General features: G+C 53.4%; 11 protein-coding genes and 1 pseudogene. 8 read left to right on the top strand and 4 right to left on the bottom strand.

The features are described from left to right. Positions 1-27 precede the first annotated feature (27 nt). The 4 genes from JMJ04_RS20500 (at position 28) to JMJ04_RS20485 (ending at position 6,988) form a co-directional block, all read left to right on the top strand. Positions 28-1,800, top strand: coding sequence for a hypothetical protein (locus JMJ04_RS20500; protein WP_201372279.1), 1,773 nt, complete (start codon positions 28-30; stop codon positions 1,798-1,800). 90 nt (positions 1,801-1,890) lie between these two features. Continuing rightward, positions 1,891-3,174 carry a glycosyltransferase gene (locus JMJ04_RS20495; protein ID WP_201372278.1) on the top strand — a complete coding sequence of 428 codons (1,284 nt, stop codon included), beginning with the start codon at positions 1,891-1,893 and terminating at the stop codon, positions 3,172-3,174. Between the two features lie 54 nt (positions 3,175-3,228). Continuing rightward, positions 3,229-5,121, top strand: a complete 1,893-nt coding sequence (locus JMJ04_RS20490; RefSeq protein WP_201372277.1) for a phospholipid carrier-dependent glycosyltransferase — start codon at positions 3,229-3,231, stop codon at positions 5,119-5,121. A 49-nt stretch (positions 5,122-5,170) separates the two neighbouring features. Further along, positions 5,171-6,988, top strand: a complete 1,818-nt coding sequence (locus JMJ04_RS20485; RefSeq protein ID WP_201372276.1) for a cellulase family glycosylhydrolase — start codon at positions 5,171-5,173, stop codon at positions 6,986-6,988. Positions 6,989-7,091: 103 nt separating this feature from the next. Here the strand turns inward: JMJ04_RS20485 and JMJ04_RS20480 are convergent, their stop codons facing one another. Further along, positions 7,092-7,502: a MerR family transcriptional regulator gene (locus JMJ04_RS20480; RefSeq protein WP_201372275.1), complete on the bottom strand. Its 411-nt coding sequence runs from the start codon at positions 7,500-7,502 to the stop codon at positions 7,092-7,094. A 237-nt stretch (positions 7,503-7,739) separates the two neighbouring features. On the opposite strand from JMJ04_RS20480, the gene JMJ04_RS20475 reads away from it, so the two are divergent. Beyond that, positions 7,740-8,537: an SDR family oxidoreductase gene (locus JMJ04_RS20475; RefSeq protein WP_236038095.1), complete on the top strand. Its 798-nt coding sequence runs from the start codon at positions 7,740-7,742 to the stop codon at positions 8,535-8,537. A 21-nt stretch (positions 8,538-8,558) separates the two neighbouring features. On the opposite strand, the gene JMJ04_RS20470 is transcribed toward JMJ04_RS20475, so the two are convergent. After that, a complete protein-coding gene (locus tag JMJ04_RS20470; protein WP_201372274.1) occupies positions 8,559-8,969 on the bottom strand; it encodes a MerR family transcriptional regulator in 411 nt (136 codons plus the stop codon). Positions 8,970-9,133: 164 nt separating this feature from the next. Here JMJ04_RS20470 and JMJ04_RS48420 point away from each other — a divergent pair. Both JMJ04_RS48420 and JMJ04_RS20460 read left to right on the top strand, forming a co-directional pair. Continuing rightward, a pseudogene (locus tag JMJ04_RS48420) lies at positions 9,134-10,011 on the top strand (SDR family oxidoreductase). Between the two features lie 15 nt (positions 10,012-10,026). Then, entirely contained in the window at positions 10,027-11,058 is a 1,032-nt protein-coding gene (locus tag JMJ04_RS20460; RefSeq protein WP_201372273.1) for an LLM class flavin-dependent oxidoreductase, read from the top strand. Positions 11,059-11,139: 81 nt separating this feature from the next. Here the strand turns inward: JMJ04_RS20460 and JMJ04_RS20455 are convergent, their stop codons facing one another. Next, entirely contained in the window at positions 11,140-12,084 is a 945-nt protein-coding gene (locus JMJ04_RS20455) for a class I SAM-dependent methyltransferase (protein WP_201372272.1), read from the bottom strand. 213 nt (positions 12,085-12,297) lie between these two features. Beyond that, positions 12,298-12,669 carry a DoxX family membrane protein gene (locus JMJ04_RS20450; protein WP_201372271.1) on the bottom strand — a complete coding sequence of 124 codons (372 nt, stop codon included), beginning with the start codon at positions 12,667-12,669 and terminating at the stop codon, positions 12,298-12,300. 264 nt (positions 12,670-12,933) lie between these two features. Between JMJ04_RS20450 and cofE the strand changes: the two genes are divergently transcribed. Beyond that, complete coding sequence (gene cofE / locus JMJ04_RS20445) at positions 12,934-13,701, top strand: coenzyme F420-0:L-glutamate ligase (protein WP_201372270.1); 768 nt, start codon at positions 12,934-12,936, stop codon at positions 13,699-13,701.

The following is a 13,701-nucleotide window of genomic DNA, read 5'->3' as shown; positions in this document are numbered from 1 at the left end:
TTTGAGAGCTTATTCAAGAGGTATCCCATGTCTTCTCTCGAGAATGTATTCAACTATCGCCCCTCTTTGCTTGAGGGTGTGTCATATATACATATTCAAAGGCATATTCCAGGGTATGTTCCTGGACGCGCGATGTCTACTCACAATGAGCAGACGACGGGGGAGTCCGCGCGCTTATCTGGGCCGGAGACGCCGTTACCTGCTGCACTCTCTTCCTCGCAGGGAAAGAGTTTATCATCCAGTCCAGGGAATCAGCCTCCTCAGGCTCCCAGGGGCACCTTACGACGGGTGGGGAAACGAAGGTATCTGCTCCCCCTCTTCCTGCTGGTAGTATTGACCTTAGGGTTGGTACAGGTGGCTTCGGCGATTACGCGTGCCAATATGCACCTGCTTGTGCGCATTGGCGATGTGCAAGAGTCCGACCTGGACCTGAATCAAAGCCTGCCAATTAGTCCATATCTCTTTGGCAGCAATGTCTTTCCTAAGGCGGGTAGTGACTCACAGGACCAGCAAGGAAGCGGCTTTATGCGTTACGATGCGGGTATTGTGGCGGGGTTACGCTCTGCCCGGATACGGCTCTTACGCTTTCCAGGAGGAGAGTGGGGTGAGGAACATACACTCTCTTCCTCTCAACTCGATGATTTTAGCCAGCTCCTCCAGGTAACTGGTGCCGATGGTCTGATGCAGTCCCAACTTTCTAATCCTTCTCAACAGGACACGCTTGCCACACGTGCCAGTAGAGCCGGCTTGCTTGTTGACTATATGAATAACCCAAAAAGTATTCAACGTGCCAGTGCCACCACTCCCTATCACCCTGTTAAATACTGGACGGTGGGCAATGAGCCGGATCGCCTGAAGAATCCAGATACAGGTGCAACCTTTACGGCTACCGAGTACGCTCAGGCCTTTATTCAGTATTCTATCGCGATGCACCAGAACGACCCCACAATCAAGGTCTTCGGTCCTGAGATCAGTCAGTTCTATGGTGCTGGACTTGGCCCCTACGATAGTGCGCATAACCTCTGGATGGAGACCTTCCTTCAGATCGTCAGTCGCTATGAGCAGTCCCATCCTAACACGAAATATCACCTGCTCGATGGCGTCTCGTTTCACCGTTATCCACTTGATAACGCTAGCCAAGCCACCAATCTGCTCTTAAACAGCACCGGTGAGTGGAATGATCTCATCTCTTCCCTGCGCCAGAGCATACGCCAGGACTTTGGACATGATCTCCCCGTCGCCGTGACGGAGGTGAATACCAATCCGAAGGGCGATGTTCCTCCACCTGACTATGCCGCGCTCTGGTGGGCCGATACACTGGGGAAGCTCATGAATCAACAGGTTGAATATGCGGCCTTCTTCTCTACCCAGGGCGTTGATGCCCCCTATCCTCTCTTTACTGCTAGAGATGGACAGCAGACCGTCATGCTACGTATCATGCAGCTTTTCGCGCACCTGCAAGCAGACTATATCGCCACCTCCAGCGAGAACGACAGTGTGAGCCTATATGCGACTCAGGATGACGCCCACAATATGGTAAGCATGCTCTTAATTAACAAGGAAATGAATACAGAAATTGTCCATGTGCGGCCCAATAGCGGTCTCCTCCCACTCAGTGCCTGGCATGCCCAGGATGTGACGCTAAAGGGACATAGCCTGGTGCTCCTCACCCTACATCGCAATGGTACGAATGAGGCCTATACATTCTCGCCCGCGCAGGCAACACTCGGCGATCCCACACCGGGCATCCGCCACACCATTTGTGGACAGCAATCTGAGGTACTTACTATCACCTGCTAAATACGAAATTCTCGAATACGATGTATCTGGTCATTTCCCAATATGATGTGGCGAATCACCAAATACATGCGGAGAAATAGAAGGTAGTATATGCTCTGGACCATTTTTATCACATGCCTGGAGGCGCTTTATATGCTTATTATCGCGCTGATGACGCTCCAGGCTATCTTTAATATTCGCCTGCGCCTCTTCATCTGGGAGGAGCCAGAGCAAGCCCTGCTCAATAGCGCGCCCACGGTCTATCGACAACCTCAGCTCTCATTTACCATTCTCCTGCCAGCGCGCCATGAGGAGGAGGTCTATCGCGATACTATTCAGAAGGTCTATGATCTCAATTATCCCCGCAAACTGGTGCAGATCATGGCCATCTGCCGCGAGGACGATACCGGGACCATCGCCGAGGCCCGCACAAAAATTAATGAGCTGCGCGATCCCAATGTCCAGTTGGTCATCTTTAACGACAAGCCCATCAATAAACCGCATGGCCTGAACCTGGCCTTGCAGGTCTCCAAAGGCGATATCGTGACCATCTTTGATGCCGAGGACGAACCTCATCCCGATATCCTCCAGGTCATTAATACAACCTACTTAAATGAGCAGGTTGACGTGGTACAGAGTGGCGTACAGCTTATGAATCACAATACCAAGTGGTTCTGTTTCCTAAATGTCCTGGAATACTTCTTCTGGTTTAAATCCTCACTGCACTTCTTCGCCAGCGTTGGCATGACCCCTCTAGGAGGCAATACGGTCTTCGTACGCCGCGACCTGATGCAACGCCTCGGCGGCTGGGACGAGAACTGCCTGACCGAGGATGCGGACCTGGGCATCCGCCTCTGCCTCTCGGGGGCACGCGTGCGTATCATCTATGACGATGAGTTTGTCACAAAAGAGGAGACGCCTCACACGATTGAGCAATTTATCAAGCAGCGCACCCGTTGGAACCAGGGCTTTATCCAGATTCTCTTCCGCGGGCGCTGGCTCAAACTCCCAAACCTCTCACAGCGCCTGCTCGCGCTCTATGTGCTGATCCTACCCGAGGTCCAGGCCTTCTTTACATTGATGATTCCCGTCTCTATTGTGATGTTTTTCTTCGTTAAGCTACCGGTATGGATGGCCATGTTTACCTTCATGCCCTTCTACTGCTTTATCCTGGCCATGTTTATCGACCTGGCTGGCCTGCATGAGTTTGTGAAGGTGCATAATCGCCAGTGGAGTTGGCGCGAGGCTGGCATGCTCTTGATTGCCTTTATGCCTTACCAGATCTTACTGGGTATTGGCGCTATCCGTGCCGTCTATCGCTTTCTCAAAGGCGCCTCCAACTGGGAGAAAACCGCTCACATCGGACAACATCGCGGCAACGTCGCCAAAGGCTGAGAGACAACACCATTCTTCCTAAATTCAACAAATCCAATAGAAGAGAGATAGAGTATGCAAGGACCTGAGCAACAACAGAGGTCAGCTCCTGAGAAGAGCGAGCAGACGCCTGCACCAACACTACCCATAACCCCACCTGTTCCGACGCGTCCAGCCGAGACACCAAGGCCAGGGGCAGAGGAGAAGCTCGATCCAGGGAACGTGACCTTGTACCGCAATAACCGCTTCTTTGTACATGCGGTCGTTCCTGATAGCCATCGCCGTAATATTCAGCAGGCCGGCGGCAATACCTCGCTACTGGAGCAGATACGCTGGATATCCGCCGAGCAGCTACGTGTCTCCAAGATCAAGACACGCCTGCTGCCGCGTATTGAGTTGTTCAATCCAGCACAAAAAAACGCCGTCCCCATACCGCTCTGGCTTGAGGGGCTAGTCGTCCTGGTTTTGCTAAGTCTGGGATTGGGTGTCCATGCCTTCAATATGTTTAACTATCCGCAGTATGGTCCGGATGAAGGCGCCTACATGGCGAACGCCTGGGCCATCATACATAGTCATCTGCAACCCTATCCCTACACCTATGACCACCCACCCCTGGGCTGGATACAACTGGCGATCTGGACGCTGCTCACTGGCGGCTTCTTTAGCTTTGAAACCGCGATCAATAGCGGACGGGTGCTGATGCTTTTGCTAGGCATCGCCAGTGGTCTACTTGTCTATCTCATCACACGCCGCCTCAGTGGCAGCCGCAGCGCCGGGCTGCTGGCGATGACCATCTATACCCTCTCTCCGCTTAGCGTGACCTATCAGCGTGAGATTCTTCTCGATAATATCGGAACCTTCTGGCTGCTCCTTTCTGTCTTCTTTGTAGTACGTGGCAATAGCCGCCTACGCAACATCGTCTTTTCGGCCCTTGCGCTGGGTATTGCCATCCTAAGCAAAGAGATCTTTCTGGTCTTTATACCTGTGATGCTCTACGGAGTCTGGCTCTTTGCCACACGCTTCCAACGCAAGTTTGCCCTGGTGGCCTTTTGCTACATTGTGCTCTCGCTCAGTTCCGCTTATGCACTGCTAGCGATCCTGAAGGGAGAGCTGTTGCCAACAGGCCTGCTCCCCGGTGATACTCATGCTCACCCGAGTTTGCTTGGCACACTGCTCCAACAGGTACAATATGTTCCCAATATGGGAGATTTTGCGACAAGCTGGAATACCTGGATTCGCCTGGACCAGCCCCTGTTTATCGCCGGGGGCATTGCCCTGGTAATCAATATTGCTGGTGGCTGGTGGAATCGCCTGCAATGGCTCATGGCGCTCTTTTTTATCAGTTACTGGGTGCTCCTGTTAAGCATTCAGAACATCTTCCCTTATTCGATACTCCCGCTCCTGCCACTCCTGGGGATGAATATCGCGCTGGCGCTGGATATACCGCTCAAAGCGCTCAGCAAACGCGCTGGCTTCGATCTGGCACGGGCCTCGCTCCTCTTTCTACTCCTTGGCGCACTCATTCCCTTAAATATTCAGCGCGCAAATCCTCAATTCAGCCAGAATACCGCAGAGCCGCAACGCCAGGCGCTGCTCTGGATCAATCGCAATGCCCCCATCAGTTCCATTATTATCATCAATAGCTACCTGTATACCGATCTCCATGAGACCGGAGGGATGGGCGTTGGCAGGGGCTTACCTTACACCCAGGCGCAAATCTACTGGAACGCGGCCTTTGATCCCGAGATCCATAATACCCTGCTGCATGACTGCTGGAATCGCATCGACTATCTCGTGGTTGATGCTCAGATGCAGAGCGATATTCAGACGCGTGGTGGGCCAATGCTGCTCCTGGACCGCGCGCTCCATCGCTCGGTACTGCGTGCGCAGTTTGATGCTGCCAGTGGCGATGCGCAATCGCGTATCCAGGTCTACCAGGTCCTTCACGACGCCACTAGTTGTAACTAAGCCTATTCATCAATCATATAGAGAAATCACAGAAAGGGAGTGAGCCACAATGACGCACAATGCAGATGGCTCGGAGTCGTTCGATCACGCGAGTCCCACCGAGCCATTTCTTCCTCATCAGCCAACCGCACCACCCAGGCAAGCCCGTGGTGTCTCCCGGGCCGTGCTTGTCGGTCTGGCTATTCTGCTCGTTGGCTCACTCTTGCTGTTAAGCCTCGGCCTGCTCAAGAACACACTCTTTCCCTCTACGACAGCTAGCTCGGTCGGAACCGGGGTCTGGCATACCGATGGTAGCCAGATTTACGATGCCCAGAACCGGCCCGTGCGCATCGCGGGCGTCAACTGGTCCGGCTTTGAGACTGAGACGCTGGTCGTGCATGGCCTCGCCACGCGCAACTACAAGGATATGCTCGATCAGATCAAGGCCCAGCACTATAATACGCTCCGTCTTCCTTATACCAATCATCTCTTCGATGCTAACAACGCCCCTACTGGTATTGACTATACGAAGAATCAAGAACTAAGTGGGCTACGGGGATTGCAACTACTGGATAAAATTGTGGAGTATGCTAGCCAGATTGGTCTACATATCATTCTGGACCGGCACCGCCCCGGCGCCACGCAACAGGAGCCGCTATGGTATACCACGCAGTATCCCGAGTCGCGCTGGATCGCGGACTGGCAGATGCTAGCACAACATTATAAAGACAATTCCATGGTCATCGGGGCCGATCTGCATAATGAGCCAAGAGCACCTGCCTGCTGGGGCTGCGGCGATCCAAAACTTGACTGGCAACAGGCTGCGCAACGTGCTGGCAATGCCATTCTCGCGGTCAATCCCAACTGGCTCATCTTTGTCGAGGGTGTGGAGTGTTATCCCGATCCTAATGCCGATAAACAGGTACCAGGAAACTGCTCCTGGTGGGGCAGCAATCTCAAGGGGGTCGCGACCCATCCAGTTCAGCTACAGGTCGCGCATCGCCTGGTCTACTCCGTCCATGACTATCCCGTGAGCGTCTATCCTCAGCTCTGGTTTAAAGATCCCAGCTTTCCTCATAATCTCTCCGCTATCTGGGATAGCTACTGGGGCTATATCCAAAAGCAGGGAATCGCGCCCGTCTGGGTTGGCGAGTTTGGGACGCGCCTGCAAAACGCGCAGGATAAACAATGGCTGACAAGCCTGGTCTCTTACCTGGGGCGCGGGGTCAATGGCATTAACTGGACCTTCTGGAGTTGGAACCCCGATTCTGTGGATACCGGTGGGCTCCTACAAGACGATTGGACCTATATCAACCAGGAGAAGCAAAATTACTTGCAGCCTATTCTCTATCCCTTTGACCAGGCCAGTCTAAGTCAAGCCCCACCTGCGCCCACGCCGCACCCGGCACCCTCTCCCATCAGTGGACAACATATCGAGCTTTATTACCAAAGCGGCAATGGTAGCGGCCCTATCGTAAATCAGATCCAGCCTCAGCTAAAACTCGTCAATACAGGCGCGGCCCCGCTTGACCTCTCGACGGTGACGATTCGTTACTGGTACACGCCCGACTCCGCCCAGGCACAGCAGACCTGGTGCGACTACGCCACCCCTGGCTGTGAGCACATCAACCAGCACATTGTCTTACTCTCGCCACCACGCGCCAGCGCCGACAGTTACCTGGAACTCAGCTTCGCTCCTGGCACCGGGAACCTGCAACCCGGGGATAATACCGGCGAGATTAAGTTTCGCTTCAATAAGACTGATTGGAGTAACTATAATGAGAGCAACGATTACTCCTTCAACGCCCATAGCACAAGCTATCAGCTCGCTCCCTATATCACTGTCTATATCCAGGGCCACCTCGTCTGGGGTAGCGAGCCAGCCTGACATCCCCCACTAAGAGCTTATCCGAAAACCAATATCTTAGGGACTCGCGAAAATTAAAATATCCGAGAATCCTAGAGGGCGAGCATCAGATGCTTGCGGAAGATTATGACGAAGGCTCTGCTCCACCGCTTGCAAGTCGTCTCTGATCAGTCACCTGGTGGTCTTCCTGAACTTCTGCTAATTTGCTTATGAGGTAGGCTCGAACTCGTTCTAATTCAGCTATTTTCTCACTCACTGCATCAATTTTTCGCCGAATATACACGGTTGCTTTCTGGACCACCAGTTCACCCGTGTTGCAGACTTCATCCAGCTCTTTGAACTCAGCCAGGGTAAAACCTGCGGTCTGGACCTCTTTGATGGTCAGGAGATGCTCGACGGCTTCCTCGTAATAGTCGCGATAGTTATTGCCCTCGTCGCGCCTCACATGGCGTGCATCGAGTAGCCCTGCTTTCTCATAAAAGCGAATGGTGGGGGCGGTTAACCCTGTCTTTTCTGCCAGTTCACTGATTTTCATAGATTCTCCCCAAAAATGCCTTGACCTTAAAGTGTACTTTACACTTTATACTCTAAACATCAATTGACACCTTGTCAAGAGGAAAATGACACATGGCTTTTTCGATGAAAAGAACGATTTCGTAAAAGTTTTCAGACAGGAGATACAGGTTATGGCAACCAACATACAGGGAAAAGTTTGCCTGGTAACGGGTGCTAGCGGGGAATTGGCAAGGAAACGGCCAGGGAGCTGGCGAGAATGGGTGCGATTGTCGTGATGGTCTGCCGCAATCGTGCGAAGGGTCAGGCGGCACAGGCGGAGATCAAGGCGGAAAGCTCGAACGACCAGGTAGACCTGATCATTGCCGATCTCTCTCTGCTTTCAGAGGTACGCCGTGCGGCAAGCTCGTTCAAACAGAAATACACGCAACTCCATGTGCTGATTCATAACGCCGGGACCATTAACGGCGAGCGGAAGGTGACGCCTGATGGGTTGGAGGATACCTTCGCGACCAATTACCTGGCTCCATTTCTGCTCACAGAACTGCTGTTGGATGTGTTGAAAGCCAGCGCGCCTGCTCGCATCGTGAATGTCAGTTCAAGCGGACATACCACAGGGAACATCGATTTTGAGGATCTGCAAGGAGTACACAGATATAGTTTTATGAAAGCCTATACCCAGTCCAAGCTAGCGCAGATCTACTTTACCTACGAACTAGCTGCTCAACTCAAGGGCTCTGGAGTTACGGTCAACGCTCTTCATCCTGGCCTGGTTTCTTCTGACTTCAACAAAGGTACGAAAGGGTTAGCACATTTCATTGGGGAAGTCGTCTACTTCTTCCGTGGCATAACAGTCGAGAAAGGGGCGCAGACGACCCTCTATGTGGCAACCTCGCTGGAGGTTGAGGGCGTGAGCGGGAAGTACTTCTCCCAAAGCAAAGAGACGCCTTCTTCCAAACTCTCGTATGACCTGGCGATTCGCCAGCGCCTCTGGCAGGTCTCCGAGGAGTTAATCCAGCAGAATGAGCTTTCCCACCTTCTGGCAGAAAATCGCTAAAAGGAAGCGAACGACGCATCTTTAACGTCCAGGAATGATGCAGGTATTGCCATAAGCAGTCCCATTTTCTTCGGCCTTGATCAACGCCAACTTCTGTACCAACATCTGGGTGAGATAGGTTTGAATCTGGTCTAATTCTGCTTTTTTCCTATCGATATCCCTTATCTTTTGGCGAATAAGCTCAACTTTCTTTTGGAGAGGGAGTTCATTCGCCTCATCTGCGTTGATGAGTTCTTTCAGCTCTGCTAGCGTAAACCCTGCCGCTTGACCTGCTTTGAGCATCTTGAGATACTCAACCGTCTCCTCGGAATAATTCCGATAGTTATTTTCCTCGCGCCGGAAAGAGCGGCTCTCAAGGAAGCCTTGTTTCTCATAAAAACGAATGGTGTGACGCGTCAAACCGGTCTTTTTTTCCAATTCTTTGATGAGCATTGAAAACTCTCCTCCAAAAAGCCTTGACTATAGACTCTACTCTACAGTTTATGCTCTGGACAGGAAAGAGACAAGAGCCTTTGAAGAGGAAGCAGGGCCAGCCCGAGAAGCTCCAAAGCATTTTCAGATAGGAGATACGGATCGTGACAACAAATAATAATAGCATGCAGGGAAAAGTCTGCCTGGTGACGGGCAGCAGTTCAGGGATTGGCAAAGTAACAGCCAGAGAACTGGCCAAAATGGGCGCGACCGTGGTGATGGTCTGCCGCAATCGCGCAAAGGGAGAAGCAGCACAGGCAGAGATCAAAGAGAAAAGCTCGAACGACCAGGTAGATCTGCTCGTCGCAGACCTCTCAGAGCTTTCGCAGGTACGTCGCGTGGCCAGTGAGTTCAAACAGAAATACACACAGCTTCATGTGCTGATCAACAACGCTGGGGAGCGAATAGCGAGCACAAAGTTACCTCGGAGGGGCTAGAGTTCAACTTCGCGACGAATTACCTGGGCCCCTTCCTGCTCACCGAACTGCTGGTAGATGTGCTGAAGACTAGCGCGCCAGCGCGCATTGTGAATGTCAGCTCTTATGCTCATACCCAGGGGAAGATAGATTTTGCTGACCTGCAAGGGACAAGAAGATATAGCGTCGTGAAAGCCTATGGTCAATCCAAACTGGCACAGATCTACTTTACCTACGAACTGGCCGACCGGCTCAGGGGCACAGGGGTCACGGTCAACGCCCTCCATCCCGGTATGGTGGTTTCGAGCTTTAACAGTGGCACCAGGGGCATTGTGCATCTTATTGGAGAGTTATGTTACTTCTTTGGTGGTATAGATGTCGAGAAAGGGGCGCAGACGACCCTCTATGTGGCAACTTCCCCAGAGCTCGTGAGAGTGAGCGGGAAGTACTTCTCCCAAAGCAAACAGGGCAAGGAGGCGCCCTCTTCCAAACCCTCCTACGATGTCGCCATCCGCCGTCGCCTCTGGGAAGTCTCCGAGGCGTTGATTGATCAGAGCGAGCGTTCGCACGTTGCCCTGGCAAAATAAGGAAGGAGAAAACAGATGATATCACAACAAGATCACCCGAATGCTCTCGCACAGCGCTCTTTGCGTGATCGCGTCGGAATTTGCATCGAAGGCACGGATCCCGTGGACAGTCTCAACAAGATCCGTGCAGCGGAGTTGGCGGGGGTCCAACAGGCCTGGATGACGGCAGGAGGCGCTGGTTCTGGGTCTCCCGATACACTGACGCTCTTTGCTGCCGCAGTTGCACAAACCGAGCGCATTCGGTTAGGGACCGCTATTACTATGACCTATCTGCGCCACCCGCTGCTGATGGCGCAGCAGGCGCTCATGATACATGCCCTTGCTCCGGGACGCCTGCGGTTAGGGATCGGGCCTGGCGCTCGTGAGAGCCTTGCGGGCTGGTATGGTTTACCAATGACTGCGCCTCTGTCGTATCAGAAAGAATACATGCAGATCTTGCGGGGCTCTTTGTGGGAAAGCAACGCAGACTTTCGCGGCACGTTTTTCCAGACAAGTAACGCTGTTCAGATGGGCAATTTCAACGCGGTCATTACCGCCTCGCAGAATGCTCAGATTCCTCTGCTTATCGCAGCGTTAGGCTCGAAGGCGTTCCAGCAGGCCGGAGAAATCGCCGATGGGGCGATTTCCTGGATGTGCCCGATTCCCTACCTGCTCAACCAAGCCAAGCCCGCGCTGCAAGCCGGAGCCGAGAGACGTTCGCGTCCCGCGCCTCCGCTGATCGCGCATCTGATGGTGGCGATGAGTACGGATGAGGCAGCAACCCTGGCTGCGGTACGTCAGAGAGTGCAAGTGTACGCCAGGGTGAGTGGGTATGCGCGCGCGTTTGTACGGGCTGGCTTTGCCAGGGCAGTGGAAGGCGATGAGAAAACGTTAGATGCATTGGCGCGGGCACTGGTCATCAGCGGCGATGAAAGCACTGTGCGCCAGCGCATCCAGGAGCTTGCTGAGGAAGGTCTTGATGAGTTGATACTGCAACTCGTTCCCGTGGCTTCCGAGGCCAGCGAACGAGAGCAGTTGCTTCATCTGGTTGGCTCTCTCATTTGCTAAGGTGCTGGTTTTCGGATAAGCCCTAAGTAGCCGCGTACGCAAGTAGCGGGCGACGGATCCGCTATTTGCATACGCGGCTACTTACTTTTGCCCATAGACAACATATACTTCGTATTCAGTTTGATGGCTATTCCACTCGGCTTCCAGGGAGGCAATGACCGCGTCAAAGGTCTCTTTGGGGATGTTTAAATACTGCTGGCAGAGGGGTTGCAGACTGGGCCAGCCGGAGAGCATGTCGCGCGCCAGGAGTTCGCCCATGCGTCCGCCCCAGGTGCCAACTGGCAGGTTCAAGGTCTTTTTCTGGACGTGATGTAACCCTGCCTGCTGGAGCAAGACATCCAGGCGCCCCATCACCTCAAGGTCAATCCCGCGCATCTGGCTCAATTGCCTGAACCAGGTCATAAACTGTTGTGTTGCCGCCCCCTCGCGCACAAATCCACTACCCATCTCCACTAGCTCAACCCAGCCTCCACGCCTGGTCACACGCGCCAGTTCTTGCACAACCCATGGCCACTTTGCGGCGGGAATAGCCGCTACTAATAAGCGTTGATGCACATAGGTCATGCTCTCGTCAGGGAATGGCAACTTCTCCAGCACATTTCCCTGCGTAAATTGATAGTTGAGCGGGCGCGAGGAGGCCTTAATGTTAGCCTCCTCCAGGTCGAGTCCAATCACCTGCAAATGTGGATAGCTCGTGGCGACCTCGCTCGCCCAACGACCGCTACCGCAGCCCACATCCAGGACATAGCCTTGCTGGGCCTCTAGCTGAAAGGGCGCGGAGATATTTCCCTGAAGCACCTGGCGTAAGATATAGTGCTGGTAATCCAGGCGCTGAATCTCCTGGTCGTCTTTTGGCAATAAATAGGGGACATCCGTGCGCCGCCTGCGGCCAGCCCCGTCCACATAGGCAACGGTCCACTCTTCCGCTCGCGTATGATCAATCACACTACTAGCCAGAATATCGCTTCCCGCATTTCTATAATTGGACGCACGAAATAAGCGCGTAAAGAGATCAAAGAAAGACACTCTATGCCTCCATGCAAAATTTCTTGATGTCTGCTTGGTATCATGTCTTTAATAATATCTGAAAGCAGGTTACTTTGGCTAGGGTATGTAGGCGTTTCCATACATCCCAGACTCGCTAGGCGAGCCTTCGGGGTAAGGGGTATAGAAATGGACCGCTGGTCCATTTCTATACCCCTTATAACTCCGCCAGGCTGGTGCCAAGGCGCTCCTGGCCTATACCTCCTCGTGAGAATTGTCGGCTAGAACAAGAAGTAGGCCACCCACCGCCGCGAGGTTCTTCAAGAATTGGACCTGCTGATTGGCGTTCCCGGCTGGCGTCTCCTCTTTCCAGAATGGATGGCCCACGATGGTGGTGGGGATCAAGGCCCCCAGCAGCGCGGTCGCCGCGAGTTTGGGCGCAATGCCTGCCGCGAGGGCGGCGCCTCCCACGACCATCACCGCGCCATTCAAAATGGCTGCTTGCCGTGGCTGAGGTATTCCCGCCGCGGCCACCTTCTCCGCCCGACCATCGGGCTGCATAAAGGTATTGGCGCCTCCTGAGATAAAAATCGAGGCCAGAAGCATACGACCCAGGGTTTTCAGCATTGCGTATATCCCCCTTTTTGCGATAGAGTATCAGAGAACCGTGCGTGGGCGACGCTGCTGAAGCACGCGTTACATATGGCGTATCATATGTAGACGCGTGCTTCAGCAGCGTCGGGCCATCATCATGCGTTCATCTTCTCTCTTTTATTCTCGTAGCAGCAGCTATTTCCGTTTCACTAGGGGGCCTGCTGACTCATCCGGTCCAACACTTTATTCTTTACAGTATGAGCGAACAGACGATATAATACCGTACGAGGGAAAACTATGCATACACAGATACAAATTTTACCTGTTACAGGTATTGGTGATATCCGCCCAGGAGATGACCTGGGCCGTCTCATTTATGACGCCCTGAAGCAGCAGCAACTGACCCTGCAACAGGGCGATGTGCTCATTATTACGCAAAAGATTGTCTCTAAGGCCGAGGGTCGTCTTGTCCATCTCGACGATATCGAGCCCTCTCCCTTCGCGCTCCAATATGCACAGCGCTATCAGAAGGATGCCCAGCATGTTGAGGTCGTTCTGCGCGAAAGCAAGCGCATCGTGCGTATGGATCACGGAGTAATGATCTGTGAGAGCCATCATGGCTTTATCTGCGCCAACGCTGGCGTCGACGAGTCCAATATTGGTGGCGAGCGCGTTCTCGCCCTGCTCCCAGAGGATTCCGACCGCTCCGCGCGCCAGGTTCGCCAGCGCATGCAAGAACTGACTGGCGAGGGCGAGCATCTTGACTTCGCGGTAATTATTTCTGATACATGGGGACGCCCCTGGCGCAATGGACAGGTCAATATGGCCATTGGTGTCGCTGGCATGGAGCCTGTCACCGATTATCGTGGACAGAATGATCCCTATGGCTATGAGTTGCGCGCCAGCATGATCGGCGTCGCAGACGAACTGGCGGCGGCGGCTGAATTAGTCATGGGTAAAGTCGATCGTATTCCCGTTGCGCTTATCCGCGGGTATACTTATAAAACGGGGCAGGGGAGTGGTCGCGACCTCATTCGTGAGAGCGCCACGGATATGTTCCGCTAA

Source organism: Ktedonobacter robiniae, assembly GCF_016587375.1.
In the GTDB taxonomy this organism is placed as follows: domain Bacteria; phylum Chloroflexota; class Ktedonobacteria; order Ktedonobacterales; family Ktedonobacteraceae; genus Ktedonobacter; species Ktedonobacter robiniae.
Note: the sequence above shows the minus strand (reverse complement) of the source record. Positions and strands in the feature narration are given on the sequence as shown.